Source organism: Pseudomonas sp. NPDC089396 (genome assembly GCF_044749545.1).
Taxonomy (GTDB): domain Bacteria; phylum Pseudomonadota; class Gammaproteobacteria; order Pseudomonadales; family Pseudomonadaceae; genus Aquipseudomonas.
Map to the genome: position 1 here is coordinate 470262 of NZ_JBIVIC010000001.1, position 23662 is coordinate 493923.

The 23662-nt window shown below is 63.3% G+C and carries 19 protein-coding genes and 2 pseudogenes; 15 read left to right on the forward strand and 6 right to left on the reverse strand.

Annotated elements, in window-relative coordinates; translation table 11 throughout:
- Window positions 1-48: 48 nt before the first annotated feature.
- The gene (gene choX, locus ACIPZB_RS02260) at window positions 49-993 is read right to left on the reverse strand and encodes a choline ABC transporter substrate-binding protein (protein WP_400638829.1); all 945 of its coding nucleotides are present in this window, start codon (window positions 991-993) and stop codon (window positions 49-51) included.
- A 146-nt stretch (window positions 994-1139) separates the two neighbouring features.
- Here choX and ACIPZB_RS02265 point away from each other — a divergent pair, with 146 nt between their 5' ends.
- Entirely contained in the window at window positions 1140-2084 is a 945-nt protein-coding gene (locus ACIPZB_RS02265) for a GlxA family transcriptional regulator (protein ID WP_400638830.1), read from the forward strand.
- A gap of 151 nt (window positions 2085-2235) precedes the next feature.
- Here the strand turns inward: ACIPZB_RS02265 and ACIPZB_RS02270 are convergent, their stop codons facing one another.
- On the reverse strand, window positions 2236-2637 hold the full coding sequence (locus ACIPZB_RS02270) for a lysozyme inhibitor LprI family protein (protein ID WP_400638831.1): 402 nt from the start codon (window positions 2635-2637) through the stop codon (window positions 2236-2238).
- A gap of 286 nt (window positions 2638-2923) precedes the next feature.
- Between ACIPZB_RS02270 and ACIPZB_RS02275 the strand changes: the two genes are divergently transcribed.
- The 7 genes from ACIPZB_RS02275 to ACIPZB_RS02305 all read left to right on the forward strand — a co-directional run bounded on the left by ACIPZB_RS02275 (window position 2924) and on the right by ACIPZB_RS02305 (window position 12294).
- A complete protein-coding gene (locus ACIPZB_RS02275; RefSeq protein ID WP_400638832.1) occupies window positions 2924-3901 on the forward strand; it encodes a dipeptidase in 978 nt (325 codons plus the stop codon).
- Window positions 3902-3978: 77 nt separating this feature from the next.
- Window positions 3979-4509, forward strand: coding sequence for a DUF5943 domain-containing protein (locus ACIPZB_RS02280; RefSeq protein ID WP_008091518.1), 531 nt, complete (start codon window positions 3979-3981; stop codon window positions 4507-4509).
- Window positions 4510-4524: 15 nt separating this feature from the next.
- A complete protein-coding gene (dgcA, locus tag ACIPZB_RS02285) occupies window positions 4525-6585 on the forward strand; it encodes a dimethylglycine demethylation protein DgcA (RefSeq protein ID WP_400638833.1) in 2061 nt (686 codons plus the stop codon).
- Window positions 6586-6794: 209 nt separating this feature from the next.
- On the forward strand, window positions 6795-8747 hold the full coding sequence (gene dgcB / locus ACIPZB_RS02290; protein WP_400638834.1) for a dimethylglycine demethylation protein DgcB: 1953 nt from the start codon (window positions 6795-6797) through the stop codon (window positions 8745-8747).
- Window positions 8747-9979 (forward strand): electron transfer flavoprotein subunit alpha/FixB family protein, encoded by a 1233-nt coding sequence (locus ACIPZB_RS02295; protein WP_400638835.1) that lies wholly within the window; start codon window positions 8747-8749, stop codon window positions 9977-9979. Before dgcB ends, ACIPZB_RS02295 begins: the two co-directional genes overlap by 1 nt.
- A 10-nt stretch (window positions 9980-9989) precedes the next feature.
- The gene (locus tag ACIPZB_RS02300) at window positions 9990-10760 is read left to right on the forward strand and encodes an electron transfer flavoprotein subunit beta (RefSeq protein WP_400638836.1); all 771 of its coding nucleotides are present in this window, start codon (window positions 9990-9992) and stop codon (window positions 10758-10760) included.
- A 640-nt stretch (window positions 10761-11400) separates the two neighbouring features.
- Window positions 11401-12294, forward strand: coding sequence for an RHS repeat-associated core domain-containing protein (locus ACIPZB_RS02305; RefSeq protein ID WP_400638837.1), 894 nt, complete (start codon window positions 11401-11403; stop codon window positions 12292-12294).
- A gap of 30 nt (window positions 12295-12324) precedes the next feature.
- On the opposite strand, the gene gbcA is transcribed toward ACIPZB_RS02305, so the two are convergent.
- Window positions 12325-13617 carry a glycine-betaine demethylase subunit GbcA gene (gbcA, locus tag ACIPZB_RS02310; RefSeq protein ID WP_400638838.1) on the reverse strand — a complete coding sequence of 431 codons (1293 nt, stop codon included), beginning with the start codon at window positions 13615-13617 and terminating at the stop codon, window positions 12325-12327.
- Between the two features lie 294 nt (window positions 13618-13911).
- Here gbcA and gbcB point away from each other — a divergent pair, with 294 nt between their 5' ends.
- Entirely contained in the window at window positions 13912-15012 is a 1101-nt protein-coding gene (gbcB, locus tag ACIPZB_RS02315; RefSeq protein WP_400638839.1) for a glycine-betaine demethylase subunit GbcB, read from the forward strand.
- A gap of 125 nt (window positions 15013-15137) precedes the next feature.
- Here the strand turns inward: gbcB and ACIPZB_RS02320 are convergent, their stop codons facing one another.
- Together ACIPZB_RS02320 and ACIPZB_RS02325 are read right to left on the reverse strand one after the other, a co-directional pair.
- Window positions 15138-16193, reverse strand: coding sequence for a methyl-accepting chemotaxis protein (locus tag ACIPZB_RS02320; protein ID WP_400638948.1), 1056 nt, complete (start codon window positions 16191-16193; stop codon window positions 15138-15140).
- A gap of 75 nt (window positions 16194-16268) precedes the next feature.
- Window positions 16269-16763 (reverse strand): annotated as a pseudogene (locus tag ACIPZB_RS02325) (MCP four helix bundle domain-containing protein); the annotation flags it as partial.
- 253 nt (window positions 16764-17016) lie between these two features.
- Between ACIPZB_RS02325 and ACIPZB_RS02330 the strand changes: the two are divergent.
- The 4 genes and pseudogenes from ACIPZB_RS02330 (at window position 17017) to ACIPZB_RS02345 (ending at window position 19663) form a co-directional block, all read left to right on the forward strand.
- Window positions 17017-17247 (forward strand): hypothetical protein, encoded by a 231-nt coding sequence (locus ACIPZB_RS02330; RefSeq protein ID WP_400638840.1) that lies wholly within the window; start codon window positions 17017-17019, stop codon window positions 17245-17247.
- The gene (locus tag ACIPZB_RS02335) at window positions 17244-17546 is read left to right on the forward strand and encodes a cell division protein ZapA (RefSeq protein WP_008089653.1); all 303 of its coding nucleotides are present in this window, start codon (window positions 17244-17246) and stop codon (window positions 17544-17546) included. Before ACIPZB_RS02330 ends, ACIPZB_RS02335 begins: the two co-directional genes overlap by 4 nt.
- A gap of 224 nt (window positions 17547-17770) precedes the next feature.
- A pseudogene (locus ACIPZB_RS02340) lies at window positions 17771-18799 on the forward strand (cache domain-containing protein); the annotation flags it as partial.
- Window positions 18800-18934: 135 nt separating this feature from the next.
- Window positions 18935-19663, forward strand: a complete 729-nt coding sequence (locus ACIPZB_RS02345) for a methyl-accepting chemotaxis protein (RefSeq protein ID WP_400638949.1) — start codon at window positions 18935-18937, stop codon at window positions 19661-19663.
- Between the two features lie 107 nt (window positions 19664-19770).
- Here ACIPZB_RS02345 and ACIPZB_RS02350 read toward each other — a convergent pair whose 3' ends face one another.
- Window positions 19771-20811 (reverse strand): low specificity L-threonine aldolase, encoded by a 1041-nt coding sequence (locus ACIPZB_RS02350; protein WP_400638841.1) that lies wholly within the window; start codon window positions 20809-20811, stop codon window positions 19771-19773.
- A 324-nt stretch (window positions 20812-21135) separates the two neighbouring features.
- Between ACIPZB_RS02350 and ACIPZB_RS02355 the strand changes: the two genes are divergently transcribed.
- Window positions 21136-22389, forward strand: coding sequence for a serine hydroxymethyltransferase (locus ACIPZB_RS02355; protein WP_008089648.1), 1254 nt, complete (start codon window positions 21136-21138; stop codon window positions 22387-22389).
- 15 nt (window positions 22390-22404) lie between these two features.
- Entirely contained in the window at window positions 22405-23655 is a 1251-nt protein-coding gene (locus ACIPZB_RS02360) for a sarcosine oxidase subunit beta family protein (RefSeq protein WP_008089646.1), read from the forward strand.
- Window positions 23656-23662 lie beyond the last annotated feature (7 nt).

Sequence of the window (23662 nt, forward strand, 5' to 3'; positions counted from 1 at the left end):
GGTGAGCGATATCCCTGTGGGAGCCGGCTTGCCGGCGATGAGGCCCTGTCAGTTGGCGGTGAGCTTGAGGTTGTCCGCAGCAGGCTTGCCATCGAAGGTGGTCACACCCTCAAGCCAGCGGGCCTTGTCCTCGGGGTGGTCCTTGAGCCATTGGCGGGCCGACTCCAGGGCGTCCTTGTGATCGAGCAGCGGCTGCATCATCCGGCTCTCGTCCTCGGCGCTGAAGTTCAGGTTGGCCAGCAGGCGGTGGGCGTTGGGGCAGCGGTCGGCATAGTCCGGGGCGGTAACCGTCCATACCGTGGCACGGCCTTCGTCAGGCCCCAGGGCATCCTGGCTTTCACCCAGGTAGGCCATGTCGATGTTCACGTTCATCGGGTGCGGCGCCCAGCCGAAGAACACCACCGCTTCCTTGCGCCGCACCGAGCGGTCGACGGCGGCGAGCATGCCGGCTTCGCTGGACTCGACCAGCTGGAACTTGCCCAGGTCGAACTGGTTCTTGGTGATCATCGCCTTGATCTGGGTGTTGGCACCGGAACCGGGCTCGATGCCATAGATCTTGCCGCCCAGCTCCTTCTCGAACTTGTGAATGTCGGCGAAGGTCTTCAGGCCCTTGTCATACAGGTACTTCGGCACCGCCAGGGTGGCCCGGGCATCCTCCAGGCTCGGCTTGTCGAGCACCTTGACCTGCTGGGCATCGATGAACGGAGTGATGGTCTGGGTCATGATCGGGTTCCAGTAACCCAGGAACATGTCCAGGCGTTTGTCGCGGATGCCGGCGAAGATGATCTGCTGCGAGGCGCTGGTCTGTTTGGTCTGGTAACCCAGGCCGTCGAGCAGCACCTGGGCCATGGCGCTGGTGGCGATGACGTCGGTCCAGTTGACCACGCCCAGGCGCACGTTCTTGCAAGCCGCGGGTTCTGCGGCGAAAAGCGGGGTAGCGACGATGCTGCTCAAGGCAAGGGACAACAGGCTGCGGCGGATCAAGCTGTGCATGGTGGCTCTCCATCGGCAGTGCATATTGTTATGGTGGGCGGCCTCTGCGGACCGTGTGGATACGCTACGCCGCTGGCGGGGTGGAAATTCGCACCCTGGCGACCAACAATTGCACGCAAGCGACCACCTCCACTGTGGAGCATTCGATGCCGGACACCATCCACTTTTTATTGCTGCCGGGCTTTTCCGCCATGGGCTTCATCAGCGCCCTGGAGCCACTGCGCGTAGCCAATCGTTTTCGCGGCCCGTTGTACCGCTGGCGCGTGCTCAGCCTGGACGGTGGCCCGGTGCAGGCGAGCAATGGCATGTCGGTGAACGCCGATGGCGCGCTGGCGCAGGAGGCGCCCGGGCGCATGTTGCTGGTGGTGGCAGGGTTCGACCCGCTGGTGCACTTCGGTCCTGCGCTGCAGCAAGGCCTGCGCCGCTTCGACCATGACGGGGTGATCCTCGGCGGTATCGACACCGGGGCCATGCTGCTGGCCGAGGCGGGTTTGCTCGACGGCTACCGGGCGACGTTGCACTGGGAGGCGCTGGACGCCTTCAAGGAGCGCTACCCGCGGCTGCAGGCGACCCAGGAGCTGTTCGAGATCGACCGTCGGCGCATCACCTGTGCCGGCGGCACCGCCTCGATCGACCTGATGCTCGACCTGATCGCCCAGGCCCATGGCAGCGAACTGGCGGTGCAGGTGTCGGAGCAGTTCGTGCTCGGGCGCATCCGCCCACGCCAGGACCATCAGCGCATGCAGATCGCCAGCCGCTATGGCATCAGCAACAAGAAGCTGGTGAAGGTGATTGGCGAGATGGAGCGCAATATCGAGCAGCCGCTCAATACCCAGGTGCTGGCCGATGCGGTGCAGGTGACCCGGCGGCAGTTGGAGCGGCTGTTTCGCCTGCATCTGGGGGACACGCCCAGCGGTTTTTATCTGCGCCTGAGGCTGGACAAGGCGCGACAGCTGTTGCGCCAGACCGACATGAGCGTGCTGGAGGTGGCGGTGGCGTGCGGGTTCGAGTCGGCGTCGTATTTCACCCGGTGTTATCGGGTGCGGTTTGAGCGGTGTCCGCGGGAAGATCGGTTGGCGCGGGCGGTTTGAGGGTATTCAACCGTATCCTGGCTTGTAGGAGCGGCCTTGAGTCGCGAAAGGGCCGCGCAGCGGCCCCAAAATCTGTGCTGCTGCGAAGATCTTGGGGCCGCTGCGCGGCCCTTTCGCGACACAAGGCCGCTCCTACAGGCGATAGCGGCACTTATTGCTGCCCGATGGTCTGCAGATATTCCGAGCGATCATCGCTACGCTGCGCCACGCAGGTATTCCACGCCGCTTCAAAGGCCTTGCTGCCCGGCTTCTCGGCATAAGTCTCGACCTTGCAGTCGGCATCGCGCAACTGCGTCCACAGCTTCTCGGCCGCATCCATGCGCCCCGTGAGCGACGTGGCCTGATCCGCCTCGTCGGCATACTGGTCGCGAATACGCTGGATCAAGTCGTCATAGGCCGACTTCAACTCACGTTCGGCAGTCTGCTTGTTGAACGCCGCGCAGGCGTAAGTCTGCTGGTCGCTTTCAACGTTGTCGCAAGGCGTGCTTTCTTCCTCACCAGCCTGCGCCCCACCGACGACGGCCAGCAGTACCAGCCATGCCATTGATTTCATCCGTTTTCCCCTTAACAGACTGACGAATGGCTGGGATTCTCGCTCAGCCAAAGGCAAGACGATAGCTTCCTGAAGAAATGTTCATGTAGGACCTGCGCAAGTCGTTATCGAGACTGTCTCTCATCCCCGAACGGCGGGCCAGACGGCCTGATGTCGCGCATTGACGCTTTCGGCAAACCCCCTGTCGTTTTTGCATCGGGGCGCTTCCAGCCGCAGGCATATGCTGGCCCCAAAGCGCCGGCAGAAGGTTTGGCGCAGCCCAACTGAATAAAAAGGGGACAGCCTGATGAGCCCAGCCGAACTTCACGCCGACAGCATCGTCATCGACGGCCTGATCATCGCCAAATGGAACCGCGAACTGTTCGAAGACATGCGCAAAGGCGGGCTGACCGCGGCCAACTGCACGGTGTCGGTCTGGGAAGGCTTCAAGGCTACCGTCGACAACATCGCCGCCAGCCAGAAGCTGATCCGCGAGAACGGCGACCTGGTGATGCCGGTGCGCACCACCGCCGACATCCGCAAGGCCAAGGAACTGGGCAAGACCGGCATCCTCTTCGGCTTCCAGAACGCCCATGCCTTCGAAGACCAGATCGGCTACGTCGACGTGTTCAAGCAGCTGGGCGTGGGCATCGTGCAGATGTGCTACAACACCCAGAACCTGGTCGGCACCGGCTGCTACGAGCGTGACGGCGGCCTGTCGGGCTTCGGCCGCGAGATCGTCGCCGAGATGAACCGCGTGGGCATCATGTGCGACCTGTCCCACGTCGGCTCCAAGACCTCCGAAGAAGTCATCCTCGAATCGAAAAAACCGGTGTGCTACTCCCACTGTTTGCCCTCGGGCCTGAAGGAGCACCCGCGCAACAAGTCGGACGCAGAACTGAAGTTCATCGCCGACCACGGCGGCTTCGTTGGCGTGACCATGTTCGCGCCGTTCCTGGCCAAGGGCATCGACTCGACCATCGACGACTACGCCGAAGCCATCGAATACACCATGAACATCGTCGGTGAAGACGCCATCGGCATCGGCACCGACTTCACCCAGGGCCATGGCCAGGACTTCTTCGAGTACCTGACCCACGACAAGGGCTACGCCCGACGCCTGACCAACTTCGGCAAGATCATCAACCCGCTGGGCATCCGCACTGTCGGCGAGTTCCCCAACCTCACCGAAACCCTGCTCAAGCGCGGCCACTCCGAGCGTGTAGTGCGCAAGATCATGGGCGAGAACTGGGTCAACGTCCTCAAGGACGTCTGGGGCGAGTAAGCCGCTCTCCAAGCCTGATAGCCCCTGCCAGCAACGCCGGGGCACCCACATGAAAATTTTTATGGAGTTGAGTTTCCATGGCCAAGATCGCCCCGCAATTGCCAATCGAAGTCGACAGCGAGACCGGTGTCTGGACCAGCGACGCCCTGCCGATGCTGTATGTGCCGCGCCATTTCTTCGTCAACAACCACATCGGCATCGAGGAAGTGCTGGGCGCCGACGCCTACGCCGAGATCCTCTACAAGGCCGGCTACAAGTCGGCCTGGCACTGGTGCGAGAAAGAAGCCGAGTGCCACGGCCTTGAAGGTGTGGCGGTGTTCGAGCACTACATGAAGCGCCTGTCGCAACGTGGCTGGGGCCTGTTCGAGATCCAGGACATCGACCTCGACAAGGGCACCTGCAGCGTCAAGCTCAAGCACTCGGCCTTCGTCTACGTGTATGGCAAGTGCGGGCGCAAGGTCGACTACATGTTCACCGGCTGGTTCGCCGGTGCCATGGACCAGATTCTCGCTGCCCGCGGCAGCAAGATCCGCACCGTGGCCGAGCAGGTCTATGGCGGGTCGGAAGAAGGCCACGAAGATGGCCTGTTCGTTACCAAGCCGTTGTAAGCCGGAGAGAGCGTCATGGCATTCGAAGCAATGTTCCAGCCGATCCAGATCGGCAAACTGACCATCCGCAACCGCGTGCTCAGCACCGCGCACGCCGAGGTCTACGCCACTGACGGCGGCATGACTACCGACCGCTATGTGAAGTATTACGAAGAGAAAGCCAAGGGCGGCATCGGCCTGGCGATCTGCGGCGGCTCGTCGGTGGTGGCCATCGACAGCCCGCAGGAGTGGTGGGCGTCGGTCAACCTGTCGACCGACCGCATCATCCCGCACTTCCAGAACCTGGCCGACGCCATGCACAAGCATGGCGCCAAGATCATGATCCAGATTACCCACATGGGCCGTCGCTCGCGCTGGGACGGCTTCAACTGGCCGACCCTGATGTCGCCGTCGGGTATCCGCGAACCGGTACACCGCGCCACCTGCAAGACCATCGAGGTGGAAGAGATCTGGCGCGTGATCGGCAACTACGCGCAAGCCGCGCGCCGTGCCAAAGAAGGCGGCCTGGACGGCGTCGAGCTGTCGGCCGTGCACCAGCACATGATCGACCAGTTCTGGAGCCCACGGGTCAACAAGCGTACCGACGAATGGGGCGGCACCTTCGAAGGCCGCATGAAGTTCGGCCTGGAAGTGCTCAAGGCCGTGCGTGCCGAGGTCGGTGACGACTTCTGCGTGGGCATGCGCATCTGCGGTGACGAATTCCACCCCGATGGCCTCAGCCACGAGGACATGAAGCAGATCGCCGCCTACTACGACGCGACCGGCATGATCGACTTCCTCGGCGTGGTCGGCTCGGGTTGCGACACCCACAACACCCTGGCCAACGTCATCCCCAACATGAGCTACCCGCCGGAGCCGTTCCTGCACCTGGCGGCCGGCATCAAGGAAGTGGTCAAGGTCCCGGTGCTGCACGCGCAGAACATCAAGGACCCGAACCAGGCCACGCGCATCCTCGAAGGCGGCTACGTGGACATGGTCGGCATGACCCGCGCGCACATCGCCGACCCGCACCTGATCGCCAAGATCAAGATGGGCCAGGTCGACCAGATCAAGCAGTGCGTCGGTGCCAACTACTGCATCGACCGCCAGTACCAGGGCCTGGATGTGCTGTGCATCCAGAACGCCGCGACCTCCCGTGAATACATGGGTGTGCCGCACATCATCGAAAAGACCACCGGAGCCAAGCGCAAGGTGGTGGTGGTCGGTGCCGGCCCTGCCGGCATGGAGGCCGCCCGCGTGGCCGCCGAGCGTGGCCACGACGTGACCGTGTTCGAGAAGAAGGAACAGATCGGCGGGCAGATCACCATCGCCGCCAAGGCACCGCAGCGTGACCAGATCGCCGGCATCACCCGCTGGTACCAACTGGAGTTCGCCCGCCTGAAAGTCGACCTGCGCCTGGGTACCGCCGCCGACGTGGCGACCATCCAGGACCTGCGCCCGGACATCATCGTGCTGGCGGTGGGCGGCCATCCGTTCGTCGAGCAGAACGAGCATTGGGGCGCCGCCGAAGGGCTGGTGGTGAGCAGCTGGGACGTACTCGACGGCAAGGTCGCACCGGGCAAGAACGTGCTGGTGTACGACACCATCTGCGAGTTCACCGGCATGTCGACCGCGGACTTCCTGGCAGACAAGGGCAGCCAGGTCGAGATCGTCACCGACGACATCAAGCCGGGCGTGGCGATGGGCGGCACGACCTTCCCGACCTACTACCGCAGCATGTACCCCAAAGAAGTGATCATGACCGGCGACATGATGCTGGAGAAGGTCTACCGCGAGGGCGACAAGCTGGTGGCGGTGCTCGAGAACGAGTACACCGGCGCCAAGGAAGAACGCGTGGTCGACCAGGTGGTGGTGGAGAACGGCGTGCGTCCTGACGAGCAGCTGTACTACGCGCTGAAGGACGGTTCGCGCAACAAGGGCCAGATCGACGTGGAGGCGCTGTTCGCCATCAAGCCGCAGCCGATCCTCAGCCAGCCGGGCGAGGGCTACCTGCTGTACCGCATCGGCGACTGCGTGGCCCAGCGCAACGTGCATGCGGCGATCTACGACGCCTTGCGCCTGTGCAAGGATTTCTGATCGCTCCGCCTCTCTAGAGACGGGACTGGCCCCCCTGTAGGAGCGGCCTTGTGTCGCGAAAGGGTCGCGAAGCGGCCCCAAGATCTTCGCAGCAGCACAGATTTTTGGGGCCGCTGCGCAGCCCTTTCGCGACACAAGGCCGCTCCTACAGGGGTCCGCGCCGCCTTTGAGACGGCGCAAGAATTCAGCTGTTGTTGTGGGAGCCTCCCATGTTGAACACCCTTCTACCCATCCTGCTGTTCGCTGCCCTTGGCCTGGCGGTGCTCGGCGCCCTGCGCCGGGTGCGCATGTGGCGACGTGGCCGGCCATCGCAGGTCAACCTGCTCGGCGGCCTGCTGGCGATGCCGCGTCGCTACCTGGTGGACCTGCACCATGTTGTCGAGCGCGACAAGTACATGTCCAAGACCCACGTGGCCACCGCGGGCGGCTTCGTGCTGTCGGCCGTGCTGGCGATCCTGGTGCACGGCTTCGGCCTGCAGAGCAAGATCCTCGGCTACGCCTTGCTGGTGGCCACGGTCATCATGTTCAGCGGTGCCATCTTCGTCTTCAAACGCCGCCTGAATCCGCCCTCGCGCCTGTCCAAGGGCCCGTGGATGCGCCTGCCGAAAAGCCTGCTGGTATTCGCGGCAAGCTTCTTCATCGCCACCTTGCCGGTCGCAGGCATCCTGCCGGCCAACACCGGTGGCTGGGTGATGGTCGCCGTGCTGGGCCTGGGCGTGCTGTGGGGCGTGTCGGAATTGTTCTTCGGCATGACCTGGGGCGGCCCGATGAAACACGCCTTCGCCGGTGCCCTGCACCTGGCCTGGCACCGCCGCGCCGAACGCTTCGGCGGCGGCCGCTCCACCGGCCTCAAGCCGCTGGACCTGGAAGACCCGAACGCGCCGCTGGGTGTGGAAAAACCGGTGGACTTCACCTGGAACCAGCTGCTCGGCTTCGATGCCTGCGTGCAGTGCGGCAAATGTGAAGCCATGTGCCCGGCGTACGCCGCCGGCCAACCGCTGAACCCGAAAAAGCTCATCCAGGACATGGTCATCGGCCTGGCCGGTGGCACTGATGCGCAGTTCGCCGGCAGCCCGTACCCAGGCAAGCCGATCGGCGAGCACGGCGGCAGCCCGCACCAGCCAATTGTCAACGGCCTGGTCGACGCCGAGACGCTGTGGTCGTGCACCACTTGCCGTGCCTGCGTCGAGGAATGCCCGATGATGATCGAGCACGTCGATGCCATCGTCGACATGCGCCGCCATCTCACCCTTGAAAAGGGCGCGACCCCGAACAAGGGCGCCGAGGTACTGGACAACCTGATCGCCACCGACAACCCGGGCGGTTTCGCTCCTGGCGGGCGGATGAACTGGGCCGCCGACCTCAACCTGCAGTTGCTGTCGGAGGTGAAGACCACAGAGGTGCTGTTCTGGGTGGGCGACGGTGCCTTCGACATGCGCAACCAGCGCACCCTGCGTTCGTTCGTCAAAGTGCTCAAGGCCTCCGGCGTGGACTTCGCCGTGCTCGGCCTTGAAGAACGCGACAGTGGCGACGTGGCACGGCGCCTGGGCGATGAAGCGACCTTCCAGCAACTGGCCAAACGCAATATCCAGACCCTGGCCAAGTACCAGTTCCAGCGCATCGTGACCTGCGACCCGCACAGCTTCCATGTGCTGAAGAACGAGTACGGCGCCCTGGGTGGCAATTACCAGGTGCAGCACCACAGCACCTATATCGCCGAACTGATCGCGGCCAAGAAGCTCAACCTCGGGCAGCACAAGGGTGGCATCGTCACCTACCACGACCCTTGCTACCTGGGCCGTTACAACGGCGAATACGAAGCCCCGCGCGAAGTGCTCAAGGCGCTGGGAATCGAAGTGCGCGAGATGCAGCGTTCGGGCTTCCGTTCCCGTTGCTGCGGCGGTGGCGGCGGTGCGCCGATCACCGACATCCCGGGCAAGCAACGTATTCCCGACATGCGCATGGACGACATTCGCGAAACCGAGGCGGAGCTGGTGGCCGTGGGCTGCCCGCAGTGCACCGCGATGCTTGAAGGCGTGGTCGAACCGCGCCCACAGATCAAGGACCTCGCCGAGCTGGTCGCCGATGTGCTGATCGAAGAGGAAACCGCCGCGACCGCAAAGTCGCCAACGGTCATACGTGAACCTGCGGAGGTGCACTGATGAGCGACATCATCCGCCGCGACCCACGCGCCGAGTGGATCGCCCGTAACCGTCTGCATCCGCTGCATGCGGCGATGCAGACGCAACAAACCCGCTGGATGGGCCCCAACGGCCTGCTGCGCAAGAACCCCCATGCCATCGCCGCCGGTTTCATCGGCCCCAACGGCATCAAGCGTATCGACCGCAGCGGCGCCCAGCAGGGCACCGGGGTCGGTGGGCGGCGCAGCGCGGCAGCGCAAGTGCAATTGCCGCTGCACCAGGTGCCAGCGCCGGCGTTCTACATCGCCGTGGTGCCGGACATGGTCGGCGGCCGCTTGAGCAGCCACGACCGCGATCTGCTCGGCCTGGCCCACAGCCTGGCCGGCAGCGACGGCGCCGTACTGGCCGTGGTGTTTGGCGAGCACAAGGAAAACAACTTTTCCACAGCCGGCGTCGACCGCTTGCTGGTCATCGAAGGCGAAGCTTTCGAAGGTTATGCACCGGAGCAGCTTGTCCAGGGCCTGCGGGCTGTGGATAACCAGTTCACCCCGCGCCACTGGCTGTTACCCGACAGCCGCAGCGGCGGCGGCGAACTGGGCCGTCGGCTTGGCGCCGCGCTGGGCGAGCGCCCGGCGACGCGGGTCTGGCAGGTCAAGGACGGCCAGTGCATCGGTCGTGCCGGTGCCGGTCAGCAAGACCTGCAGCGTGCGGTGCCACGCTTGATCCTGGGCGCTGCAGAGTGCGCCCAGCCGGTCAGTGAAACCCGTCATGAGGCGCTGCCGGTGGAGTTGTCCACAAGCGTGGCGCGCAGCCTGTCGCGCATCGAAGACCTCGGCGCGGTCGCCGTCGACCCGGCCACCATCGCCATGGCCGAGGCGGAGTTCATCGTCTCGGGCGGTAACGGGGTGAAGGACTGGGACCTCTACCACAAGGCCACGGCGGCCCTTGGCGCCACCGAAGGCGCCTCGCGGGTGGCGGTGGACGACGGCTTCATGCCGCGCAACCGCCAGGTCGGTGCTACCGGCACCTGGGTCACGGCACGGGTCTACGTGGCTGTGGGTATCTCTGGCGCGATCCAGCACCTGCAGGGCATCGGCGCCTGCGACAAGGTGGTGGCGATCAATATGGACCCGGGCTGCGACATGATCAAACGGGCCGACCTGTCGGTGATTGGCGACAGTTCGGCGATTCTCCAGGCACTGATCGAGGCTGTGGATAATTTCCGCAGTGGCGGCCAGCGCGACGCGGCATAAGGGCATGAGCATGAGTACGAAAGTCATCAGCCTGGTTTCCATCAGTGCCCACCCCAGTTCCGGCCGCGCCCGCCGCGCCGAGCAGGATGCGCGTGCGGTGGAGCTGGGCTTGCAGCTGGCTGGGGATAACTTGCAGGTGGTGCATGCCGGCGACCCGCGGGAAGAGGCGCTGCGGGCTTACCTGGGCATGGGTCTGGATCATCTCGACGTGCTGGAGCAGCCGGCTGGCGCGGATGTACTGGCTGTGCTGGGTGACTACTTGCGCGATGCCGGTGCCCAGTTGGTCCTGACCGGTAGCCAGGCCGAAACCGGTGAAGGTTCGGGCATGCTGCCGTTCCTGCTGGCCGAGAAGCTTGGCTGGCCGCTGGTGGTGGGGCTGGCCGAAGTGGAGTCGATCGAAAACGGCTGCGCCCAGGTCCTGCAGGCGCTGCCCCGTGGGCAACGGCGGCGGCTGAAGGTGCGGCTGCCGTTCCTGGCGACTGTGGATAACGCGGCGCCCAAGCCGCGTCAGAGTGCGTTTGGGCCGGCGCGCCGGGGTGTGCTGGCGGCGCGCAATGTGGCGATCGTCGAGGATGATCTGCTGGCCGAAGCCGAGCTGCAGCCCGCGCGGCCACGGCCCAAGCGGCTCAAGGTGATCAAGGCCAAGAGCGGTGCCGACCGGATGAAGGCGGCGACGGCCAAGGCCAGTGGCGGGGGGGGCAAGGTATTGAAGGATGTTTCTCCACAGGAGGGCGCCGAGGCGATTCTCAAGCTGCTGGTGGAGGAGGGGGTGTTGCGTTGAATCTGTCGCGGCCTCATCGCCGGCAAGCCGGCTCCCACAGGGTCCTGCACAAGTCTCAAGTATTGTGAATATCTTACTTGTGGCAGCCGGCTTGCCGGCGATGAGGCCGGTGCAGACAAACTTTGCCCACCGAATCTGTTCGCCAAGGTGTGGATAAAGTGTTCATCCATCGCTACAGCCGCCGTCTGCCAAGGCCTGCAAGCTTTTGAGCGAAAAATGACCAGTCCCCTCGCACGTGCTTGCCCAGTCCTCCGGCCCAGACGGGTTAAAGTTTCCCACAATCGCTGTTAGCGCCTCTGTGGATAATATGTTCGGTAGCTGCTGTAAGCCACGAATATCAGGGCTTGCACCAATTCGATCAAAAAACGCTCAATCCTTCTTTCCATCCTCTTGATCTATGGAAATCAGGCCGTTGGGTGGGTTACCCACAGCCTGAAGACTGAGCTGTAATCAGTTGCTCACAATCTCTGTTGGTGTCTCTGTGGATAAGGTGTACGGAGTCCGCTACAGGTCAACAGACATGGTGCCTTGCCGGATCTGATCAAATAATGATCAAAGGTTAGCCTGATATTTTTGTCAGTAGGCAGTCCGGCCAGTCAGCGCTACGGTATGCACACGAGTCACGTGCTGTGGATAACCTATGGCTACTTACTTGCTGACGACTGATCTACAGCGTTCCGTGTTGCCGGGTCTGCAGGCTTATTCACCCTATGGGTTCATGCAAGCTACCCCAGTACCGTCGCTAGAGTTTTGTGGTCAGCGTCGTGATCCGCTCACGGGCAATTATCCCTTAGGCAACGGCCATCGCTTCTATAGCCCGACCCTGATGCGATTCATGAGTCCTGATAGCCTCAGTCCTTTTGATCGAGGGGGAGTGAATACGTACGCATACTGCGGCGGGGATCCGGTCAATAGGATCGATCCGGGGGCGCAATTCTGGCAGCGCTTGCTGGGAGCTCTTTCAGGTACGGTTACCGGCTTAGGGGCGATCGCCAGAACCGCAAGAAATGAGGTATCACGCTTGCAGAATCAATTTAATTCAGAGTCACCCTATACGCCCACGCCTCTTTCGAATCGCATCAGCAACGTGGCGTTCTTGGGAACCTCGGTAACCGGTGTTGCGGGCAATCTGCTAGAGGGCGCTTCGAGCGGATGGGCTGTTGGCGCGTTGACCGTTGGTAACGGGTTAGGTGTAGGTAACGCTGGAGGGAACATCGTTGGTGGCCTTATGGGCAACTTCAACGCCATGAAAGAGACCTGGCAGTTGATGGGGTCGGCCGGCGTACCGGCGAGCAGCGTCGTATTCGGTACGTTCGTGGAAGTGACCGGCCTGAGGATGGCAGGTGAGGCGCTGAGCTACGTGGGTAGGCAAGCACAGCAATATGCAGGCAGGCTCGCCTATACAGCGGGGGAAGCGTACCGAGCTTGGCAACGATCGGGTAATCCAGGACCGACCTCTATCCCAATGCCAGACATACGCCGCAGGAACTCCGTCACCCGGGAAAACTCCGTTTCCCGCAGATACTCCGTCTGACACGGAAACCCGTGTCAGACGACGTCTTGATTACTGAGCCTGCACTTCCTTCAAATACGACGCCGGCTCCGCCCCCAGGTTGGCCAGCACACGCTCGCTATACCAGTCGATGAAGTTCACCACACCAAACTCATAAGTCTTCGAGTACGGTCCCGGCTGGTACGCCGTGGAGTTGATCCCGCGTTGGTTCTCTTCAGCCAGGCGACGGTCCTGGTCGTTGGTCGCATCCCACACCTTGCGCATGCGCTCCGGGTCGTAGTCGACGCCTTCGACGGCATCCTTGTGCACCAGCCACTTGGTGGTGACCATGGTTTCCTGGGCGCTGATTGGCCACACGGTGAAGACGATCATGTGATCGCCCATGCAGTGGTTCCACGAGTGCGGCAGGTGCAGGATGCGCATCGAGCCCAGGTCCGGGTTCTGGATGCGGCCCATCAGCTTCTGGCAGGCCTGCTTGCCGTCCATGGTCATCGATACCGTGCCCTTGAGCAGCGGCATGCGCACGATGCGGTTGCGCAGGCCGTGGCTCTTGTGCAGGTACGGGATCTTCTCGGCTTCCCAGGCGGCGGCCGAGGCGGCCACGTGGTCCTTGAATTCCTGGCTGGCGCGCGGATCGTTGGTGTCGTCCCACTCCAGCAGGGTTTGCAGCAGCTCAGGGTGCGAACCGCTGCAGTGGTAGCACTCGCGGTTGTTTTCCAGTACCAGCTTCCAGTTGGCCTTTTCCATCAAGGTGGTTTGCACCGCCACCTTGGTGTTCTCCATGTCGTACGGTTCCATGTAGTGTTCCAGGGTGGCCAGGAACTCGTCGATGGCGGGCGGGTTTTCCGCCAGGCTGATGAAAATGTAGCCACCGGCTACTTTCACGTTCACCGGCTTCAGGCCGTACGCCTTCATGTCGAAGTCGGCGCCCATCTCGGTGCCGGCGAACAACAGGCGGCCGTCCAGCTCGTAGGTCCACTGGTGGTAATGGCACACCAGCTTGGCCACCTTGCCTTTCTCACTGACGCACAGGCGCGAGCCGCGGTGGCGACAGACGTTGTGGAAGGCATGCACCTTACCTTCGGCACCGCGCACCACGAGGATCGGGTTCTTGCCGATCTGCAGGGTGATGTAGTTGCCTTTTGCCGGGATCTCGCAGGTCATGCCGGCGATCAGCCATTCCTTTTGGAAGATCTCCTGCATGTCGATCTGAAACAGACGCTCGTCGGTGTAGAACGGCTGGGGCAGCGAGTAGGTGCGCTCGCGGGTCTGCAGCATCTCGGCGGTGGCCTTGCGTGCAGGTTCCAGTGGATCGCCCAGGCTCAGGGTTGCGGTGACGTCCATCGTGTATTCCTCGGGGCCGTGTACGGCCGGCAAAAGGTGGCTAATCGTTGTTGTGGTGCCGCAAGGCTGTCTTCGAGAAACAGCGTGTTTATTTGCCGAGGAGTGTGCGTCCGAAGGCGGCGCGAACCGTATCCATGGGCGACATGGCCGATTTGAATTACGACGCGCCAGCCCTTGTAGCACGGGGCTGGTCGCGATAAGCACGCCGATGTCGCAGGCAGGAATGTACGTCGCGTTCAGCTTGCGCATTATCCCAGCCATAAAAAGGCCAATTGTCGGCCGCTGGAGAAGAACATGTCCGATACCTTCCTCAATCCGGTCACTACCCAGACCTGGGCCAACGGCCGCCACATCGTGCGCTGCGTCAAGGTCATCCAGGAGACCTGGGACGTTCGCACCTTCTGCTTCATGGCCGACCAGCCGATCATGTTCTTCTTCAAGCCAGGACAGTTCGTCACCCTGGAGCTGGAGATCGAAGGCAAGCCGGTGATGCGCTCGTACACCATCTCCAGTTCGCCGTCGGTGCCCTACAGCTTCTCGATCACCGTCAAGCGCGTGCCCGGCGGGCTGGTGTCGAACTTCCTCCACGACACCATGCACGAAGGCGCCGAGCTGCCGGTGCATGGCCCGGTGGGTCTGTTCAACGCCATCGACTTCCCGGCGGGCAAGGTGCTGTACCTCTCGGGTGGCGTCGGTATCACCCCGGTGATGTCCATGGCGCGCTGGTTCTACGACACCAATGCCAATGTCGACATGGTATTCGTGCACAGCGCCCGTTCGCCGAAGGACATCATCTACCACCGCGAGTTGGAGCAGATGGCCTCGCGCATCCCCAACTTCAGCTTGCACATCATTTGCGAGAAGCACGGCCTGGGCGAGCCTTGGGCGGGGTATCGCGGCTACCTGAACCAGCGGCTGATGGAGCTGATTGCGCCCGACTACATGGAGCGCACGGTGTTCTGCTGCGGCCCGACGCCGTACATGACGGCGGTCAAGCGCATGCTCGAAGCGGTCGGTTTCGACATGAAGAACTACCACGAGGAGTCGTTCGGCGCGACGCCGGCGGAAGCCAAGGCCGACGCTGTGGAGCATGCCGAGCAGGCTGCTGACGCACCGGAAGTGGCTGCGTCGGACCTGAACCTTGTGGAGTTCATTGGCAGCGAGAAGAGCATCCGCATCGCCCCGGGCGAGACCGTGCATGCGGCGGCGGCGAAGGTCGGGCTGATGATTCCGAAAGCTTGCGGCATGGGCATTTGCGGTACGTGCAAGGTGCTCAAGCTGGGGGGCGAGGTGGAGATGGAGCACAACGGCGGGATTACTGAAGAAGATGAGGCCGAGGGGTACATCCTGTCTTGCTGCTCGGTGCCCAAGGGGGATGTGCGGATCGATTATTGATCTGCGAAGGCATGGGGCTGCTTTGCAGCCCTTTCGCGACACAAGGCCGCTCCTACAGGTGACCGCGTGATCTTTGTAGGAGCGGCCTTGTGTCGCGAATGGGCCGCAAAGCGGCCCCAGCATCATCAGGTGCGGAAACGGGCCACCAGGCCATTGAGGTCCACAGCCAACCGCGACAGCTCCGCACTCGCCGCACTGGTCTGATGCGCCCCAGTCGCGCTCTGCACCGACAGGTCATTGATGTTCACCAGGTTGCGGTCCACTTCCCGCGCCACCTGAGCCTGCTCCTCCGCCGCACTGGCAATCACCAGGTTGCGCTCGTTGATCTGCGCCACCGCCCCGGCAATGCTGTCCAGCGCCAACCCCGCGCCGCGGGCGATGTTCAAGGTCGAGTCGGCCCGTTCGGTGCTGGTGCGCATCGACTCCACGGCTTGTTCGGTCCCGCCCTGGATGCTGCTGATCATCCGCTCGATTTCGCTGGTCGACTGCTGGGTGCGATGGGCCAACGCGCGCACTTCATCCGCAACCACGGCAAACCCGCGCCCCGCCTCACCGGCACGCGCGGCTTCGATGGCGGCATTGAGCGCCAGCAGGTTGGTCTGGTCGGCCAGGCCACGAATCACATCGAGTACTTTGCCGATATCGCGCGACTGCTCGGCCAGGTGCGTGATCAACTGCGCGGTGGCTTGCACGTCGCCACTCATGCGCTCGATGGCGCCCACGGTTTCCATCACCAGGTCGCGGCCATCGCCGGCCGAACGGCTGGCTTCGCCAGAGGCTTCGGAAGTGCTCACGGCATTGCGCGCCACTTCTTCCACGGCGCTGGTCATTTCGGTGACCGCAGTGGCGGCCTGCTCGATTTCGTTGTTCTGCTGCTGCAGGCCACGGGCGCTCACGTCGGTGACGCAATTGAGCTCTTCGGCGGCCGAGGCCAGCTGGGTGGCGGAGCCGGCGATCAACTGCAGGGTGTCGCGCAGCTTGTCTTGCATGCGGGCCATGGCGCGCAGCAGGCGGGCGGCTTCGTCGGTGCCTTCGGCACGGATGAGGTGGGTCAGGTCACCGTCGGCGACCTGTTCGGCGGCCTTGAGCGCTTCTTCGATCGGCTTGACGATGCTGCGGGTGAGCAGGAAGGCGCAGAGGAAGGTCAGCACGGTGGCGGCAATCAGCAAGCCGATCACCAAGGCAAACGTCGCAGCGTACTGGCTGGCGGCGGTTTCGTTGGTCTGGCGGGTCTGGGCGGTGTTGATCTGCACCAGGGTGTCCATGACCTTGTTGATCTGCTCGGAGTTGGCCAGCAGGTCGCGGTTGAGCAGGTCACGCAGTTCGTCGGTGCGGCCAGCCTGGTTCAGGCTGCGCATGCGGGCTTCCAGCTGGCGGTACTGGTTGAGCAACTGAGTGTACTGGTCGAAGGCTGCTTGCTCGTCGGCGGCACCGATCATCGGCAGGTAGGCCTGGCGGGCGCGGTCGATCTGGGCGTTGCGCTGGTCCAGCAGGCTGAGGGTGTCGCGCTGCACGTCCGGCTCGCGGTTGAGCAGCAGGCGGTAGGAGAGGGTGCGCAGGCGCAGGTTCAGCGCGGTCAGTTCGTCCAGGGTCTTGATACTGGGGACGCTGACGTTCTCGATGGCCACACCGGCCTGTCGGATGTTGCCCATCTGCATGAGCGAGAAAATGCCGAGGCCGAGCATCAGCAGGCTGATCAGGGCGAACCCGAGCAGCGCACGCGGGGCGATATTCATGTTGCGTAGAGACATGGGGCGAAGAAATCCGTGCGACAAAATAAGACGTACTGGTCTATCGGTCGTGACCGGGCAGTCTTGAGCGCGCGCGGGAAAAATTGTGAGCCAGCTATCGATTTACCTGACCGGCGGTTGATCCAAGTCGGAACAAGGTGCCACTTACCCTGTCAATCTGGCAGGCAGAAGCCTTATGAATCCGATATTTAATGGCGATGGCTGACACTTTTCTTTATCGTGTGCGCCCTTTGCAACAACCCGAGATATCCCCATGCTTGAAGCATCCCTGAATCAAATCGAGCAACTGGTCAGCGACCTGATGCAGAAAAACGCTCAACTCACCGAGCAGAACGCCGCCCTCGGCCAGGAACTGGCCCAGGCCAAGGAAGAGAACGAAACCCTGCAGCTGTCGCTGATGGAGCAGGAAGAGAAGAACGGCGCTACCGCTGCGCGCATCCAGGCGCTGGTTGACCGCGCCAGTGCGGGTGTCGTCGGCGCATGAGACTGCAAGCGCAGCCGATCAATGTCGTATCGATCCTCGGCAGCGACTATTCGATCAAGGCGCCCGAAGGCCAGGAAGAAACCCTGGCGCAGGCGGTGCGGATGCTCAACACCGCCCTGGCCGAGACCAAGCGTCAGTACCCGAGCCTGATCGGCGACAAGCTGCTGGTACTGGCCGCGCTCAACTTGTGTTCCAAGCAGGTCGAACTGCAAAAGGAACACCAGCAGACGCTTGAGCGGACCCAGGCGCAGATCGACGCCACGGTGGACGCTATCGTTCGGACCATCGCCGAACAATAGGACGTACCCTGCGAACCCTTGTGGGAGCGGGCTTGCCCGCGAATGCGATGGTGAATTCACCCATGCATTCGCGGGCAAGCCCGCTCCCACAGTTGTTTCTGGTTGTCCCAAGTCACTGGAATAACTGGATACTCAAGTGTATACACTTCCCGTAAAACAATAATTACGGGGAGCGGGGCATGCGTATCTGGCGTAAAAGCATCCAGTGGCAGTTGATCGCGAGCATGGGCGCCGCCCTGCTGGCGAGCATCCTGGTGGTGGTGGTGATTTTCACGGTGGCGCTCAACCGCCTGACCGAACGTTATCTGCTCGACACAGCGCTCCCGGCCAGCGTCGAGGCCATCCGCAACGATATCGAGCGCATGCTCGGTCAACCGTTGGTAGCCGCAGCCGACATTGCCGGTAATACCCTGCTGCGCGACTGGTTGGCGGCGGGTGAAGACCCTGCCCAGCGGGCCCCTTTCATCGAGTACCTGGAGGCCGCCAGGGCGCGCAACCAGGCCTTCACCACGATGTTCGCCGCCACCGACAGCGGCCACTACTACAACGAAAAAGGCCTCGATCGCACCCTCAGCCGCGACAACCCCAAGGACAGCTGGTTCTACGGCTATATCGACAGTGGTGCCCAGCGCCTGGTCAACATCGACATCGACGGCTCCACCGGTGAGCTGGCGCTGTTCATCGATTACCGCGTGGAAAAAGACGGCAAGCTGGTGGGCGTGGCGGGCATGGGCCTGCGCATGAGCGAGCTGTCGAAGCTGATCCATGACTTCAGCTTCGGCGAGCGCGGCAAGGTGTACCTGGTGCGAAACGACGGGCTGATCCAGGTGCATCCCGACCCGACCTTCAGCGGCAAGCGCCAACTGGTCGAACAGCTCGACGCCAACGCCGCCAAGGCGCTGCTCAGTGGCGACCACGGCCTGCGCAGTAGCCGCTTCCAGCGCGATGGCGAAGATTACCTGGCCCTGAGCCTGCCCTTGCGCGACCTGAACTGGACCTTGGTCGCCGAGGTGCCCGAGGCGCAGATCTACGCACAGATGAACCAGGCCCTATGGCTGACCACCCTGATTGGCGGTGGGGTCGCGCTGCTCTCACTGTTGCTGGTGGTCGTGCTGGCGCGCGGGTTGGTGAAGCCGATTCGCCGAGTCACCGCGGCCCTGGTAGAGATTGGCAGCGGCGCGGGCGATCTCAGCCATCGCCTGGATGATGCTCGTCAGGACGAACTGGGCGACCTGGCCCGAGGCTTCAACCGTTTTCTCGACAGCCAGCGTGGGCTGATCGGCGACGTGCTGCGCACCACCGAGCGCCTGCACCGTGCGGTCGAGCAGGTGACTCAGGTGGTGGACAACACCGCCGAGCGCTCCGGTCGGCAGCAGGAAATGACCGAGATGGTCGCCACGGCCGTGCATGAAATGGGCCTGACCGTGCAGGAAATTGCGCGCAATGCCGGCGATGCCGCACAGGCTTCGCAATCGGCACGTGACGAAGCCCTGCAGGCGCGTGACGTGGTGCGGCGGTCGATTCAGGGGATCGAAGGCATGTCGGGAGATATCGGCAAGGCGGCTGATGCGGTGAGCCAGCTGGCCGATGAAGTCGCTTCCATTGATGAAGTGTTGGCGGTGATCCGCAGTATTTCCGAGCAGACCAACCTGCTGGCGCTGAATGCCGCCATCGAGGCCGCGCGGGCAGGGGAGATGGGGCGAGGTTTCGCGGTGGTGGCCGATGAGGTCCGCACCCTGGCCCGGCGCACGCAGCTGTCCACCGATGAGGTGCAGCAGATGATCCAGCGGCTCAAGCAAGGGGCGGGTTCGGCGGTGACCTCGATGCAGGCGGGGCAGCAGGCGACCGGCAGTGGAGTGGCGTTCAGCCAGCGTACCGGGACATCGTTGGGGGCGATTACGGATCAGGTGGAGCACATCAGCGACATGAACCACCAGGTGGCGACGGCGACTGAAGAGCAGTCGGCGGTGACCGAGGAGATCAATCGGACGGTGCAGGGGATTTCGGATTTGGCGCGGGAGACGGCGGCGGAGGTGCAGGGGTGTCGGGAGGAGTGCCGGGCATTGCGTGGGTTGGCTGATGATCTGGCGCGGCAGATGGGAGGGTTCAGGCTTTAGATCGGTGGTGGTCCTATCGCCGGCAAGCCGGCTCCCACAGGTAATTGCGCTGCCTTCGAGGCTGGCGCTGTACCTGTGGGAGACGGCTTGCCGGCGATAGCGATCTGTCAGGCGCCGATGATGGCGCGGATGTCCGCCGCCAGCTCACGCACCCGCGCTTCTTCGGTATCCCACGAGCACATGAACCGCGCCCCACCGCTACCAATGAAGGTATAGAACCGCCAGCCCCTGCCGCGCAGTGCTTCGATCGCCTGTTCCGGCATCTGCAGAAACACCCCGTTGGCCTCCACCGGGAACATCAGCTCCACCCCCGGCAAATCACTCACCAACGACGCCAGCAACTGCGCGCAATGGTTGGCGTGCGCGCCATGGCGCAACCAGGCACCTTCTTCCAGCAGCCCCACCCACGGCGCAGACAGGAAACGCATCTTCGAGGCCAATTGCCCGGCCTGCTTGCAGCGGTAGTCGAAGTCCTCGGCCAGCTCGCGATTGAAGAACAGGATCGCCTCACCGACCGCCATGCCGTTCTTGGTGCCGCCAAAGCACAGCACGTCGATGCCGGCCTTCCAGGTCAGCTCGGCCGGGCTGCAGCCGAGGAACGAGCAGGCATTGCTGAAGCGTGCGCCATCCATATGCAGGTTCAGGCCCAGCTCCTTGCAGGTGGCGCTGATGGCCTTGAGCTCGTCGGGGCGGTACACGGTGCCCACTTCGGTGGCCTGGGTGATGGTCACCACGCGCGGCTTGGGGTAGTGGATGTCCTGGCGCTTGAGCGCCACTTCGCGAATCGACTCGGGTGTCAGCTTGCCGTTCACGCTGGGCGCGGTCAGCAGCTTGGAACCGTTGGAGAAGAACTCCGGCGCGCCGCACTCGTCGGTTTCGACGTGGGCGGTCTCGGAGCAGATCACGCTGTGGTAGCTCTGGCACAGCGAGGCCAGGGCCAGTGAGTTGGCGGCGGTGCCGTTGAAGGCGAAGAACACTTCGCAGTCGGTTTCGAACAGCTTGCGGAAGTATTCCGACGCACGCTCGGTCCACTGGTCGTCGCCGTAGGCGCGGTCGTGGCCCTGGTTGGCCTTGGCCATGGCGGCCCAGGCTTCGGGGCAGATGCCGGAGTAGTTGTCGCTGGCGAATTGTTGGCTCTTGTCTGTCATGGCACTGTCCTTTGAACGACGCAGAACAGCACTCTAAACCATTGCTGAAACGGTTGCCTATGTAGGAGCGGCCTTGCGTCGCGAACGGGCTGCGCAGCAGCCCCAAGGGTTCAGGTGACGCCGCTGGAGGCTGGGGCCGCTTTGCGACCCTTTCGCGACACAAGGCCGCTCCTACAAGGATTTGGGTAGCCGGTGAGCCAATGTCGTAAACGCGCCATTGCAAGGCGTGCGCAGGCATCTGACCCACCCCGGCCAGTCATACCATCGCCACAAAGGGCCACAGTGCCTTGAAGACAAGAACTGATCGCTGCCGGGAGAAACAAGATGTTCAGCAAGCAAGACCAGATCCAGGGTTATGACGACGCACTGCTGGCGGCGATGAATGCCGAAGAACAACGCCAGGAAGATCACATCGAGCTGATCGCCTCGGAGAACTACACCAGCAAGCGCGTGATGCAGGCCCAAGGCAGCGGCCTCACCAACAAATACGCCGAAGGCTACCCAGGCAAGCGCTACTACGGCGGCTGCGAGCACGTCGACAAGGTCGAGGCGCTGGCCATCGAGCGCGCCAAGCAGCTGTTCGGCGCCGACTACGCCAACGTCCAGCCGCACTCCGGCTCCTCGGCCAACGGCGCGGTGTACCTGGCCCTGCTGCAGGCCGGCGACACCATCCTGGGCATGAGCCTGGCCCACGGCGGCCACCTGACCCACGGCGCCAAGGTGTCGTCCTCGGGCAAGCTCTATAACGCCGTGCAGTACGGCATCAATACCGACACCGGCCTGATCGACTACGACGAAGTCGAGCGCCTGGCCGTCGAGCACAAGCCGAAGATGATCGTCGCCGGCTTCTCGGCCTACTCCAAGACCCTCGACTTCCCACGCTTTCGCGCCATCGCCGACAAGGTAGGCGCGCTGCTGTTCGTCGACATGGCCCACGTGGCTGGCCTGGTCGCCGCCGGCCTGTACCCGAACCCGATTCCGTTCGCCGACGTGGTCACCACCACCACCCACAAGACCCTGCGCGGCCCGCGTGGCGGCCTGATCCTGGCCAAGTCGAACGAAGAGATCGAGAAGAAGCTCAACGCTGCCGTGTTCCCCGGCGCCCAGGGCGGCCCTTTGATGCACGTGATCGCTGCCAAGGCGGTGTGCTTCAAGGAAGCGCTGGAGCCTGAGTTCAAGAGCTATCAGAAACAAGTCATCGAAAACGCCCAGGCCATGGCCCAGGTATTCATCGACCGTGGCTACGACGTGGTATCCGGCGGCACCGACAACCACCTGTTCCTGGTCAGCCTGATCCGTCAGGGCCTGACCGGCAAAGATGCCGACGCCGCCCTGGGCCGCGCGCACATCACCGTCAACAAGAACGCCGTGCCGAACGACCCGCAGTCGCCGTTCGTCACCTCGGGCCTGCGCATCGGTACCCCGGCCGTCACCACCCGCGGCTTCAAGGTCGCCCAGTGCGTAGCCCTGGCCGGCTGGATCTGCGACATCCTCGACAACCTCGGTGACGCCGACGTCGAAGCCGATGTGGCGAAGAACGTCTCGGCCCTGTGCGCCGACTTCCCTGTTTACCGCTGAGTGGAGCAGACGACCATGCAACGTTACTCGGGCTTCGGCCTTTTCAAGCACTCCCTCAGCCACCACGAAAACTGGCAGCGCATGTGGCGCACGCCGACCCCGAAAAAGGTCTACGACGTGGTCATCGTCGGCGGTGGCGGCCACGGCCTGGCCACGGCCTACTACCTGGCCAAGGAACACGGCATCACCAACGTCGCGGTGATCGAGAAGGGTTACCTGGGCGGCGGCAACACCGCCCGTAATACCACCATCGTGCGTTCCAACTACCTGTGGGACGAGTCGGCGCAGCTTTACGAGCACGCCATGAAACTGTGGGAAGGCCTGTCCCAGGACATCAACTACAACGTGATGTTCTCCCAGCGCGGCGTCTACAACCTGTGCCACACCCTGCAGGACATCCGTGATTCCGAGCGCCGCGTCTCCGCCAACCGCCTCAATGGCGTCGATGGCGAGCTGCTCAACACCGCCCAGGTCGCGGCCGAAATCCCGTACCTGGACTGCTCGAAGAACACCCGTTACCCGATCCTCGGCGCTACCGTTCAGCGCCGGGGTGGCGTCGCCCGTCACGACGCCGTGGCCTGGGGTTACGCCCGTGCCGCCGACGCCCTGGGCGTTGACCTGATCCAGCAGACCGAAGTGATCGGTTTTCGCAAGGAAAACGGCGCGGTCATCGGTGTGGAAACCAACAAAGGCTTCATCGGTGCCAAGCGCGTCGGCGTGGTCACCGCCGGCAACTCCGGGCACATGGCCAAGCTGGCCGGCTTCCGCCTGCCGCTGGAATCGCACCCGCTGCAAGCACTGGTATCCGAGCCGATCAAGCCGATCATCGACTCCGTGATCATGTCCAACGCCGTGCACGGCTACATCAGCCAGTCCGACAAGGGCGACCTGGTGATCGGCGCCGGTATCGACGGCTGGGTCGGCTACGGCCAGCGCGGTTCGTACCCGGTGATCGAGCACACCCTGCAGGCCATCGTCGAGATGTTCCCGAACCTGTCGCGCGTGCGCATGAACCGTCAGTGGGGCGGCATCGTCGACACCTCGCCGGACGCCTGCCCGATCATCTCCAAGACCCCGGTCAAGAACATGTTCTTCAACTGCGGCTGGGGCACCGGCGGCTTCAAGGCCACCCCGGGCTCGGGCAACGTCTTCGCCGCCAGCCTTGCCAAGGGCGAGATGCACCCGCTGGCTGCGCCGTTCTCCATGGACCGTTTCTACAACGGCGCACTGATCGACGAACACGGCGCCGCCGCCGTCGCCCACTAACCGGAGC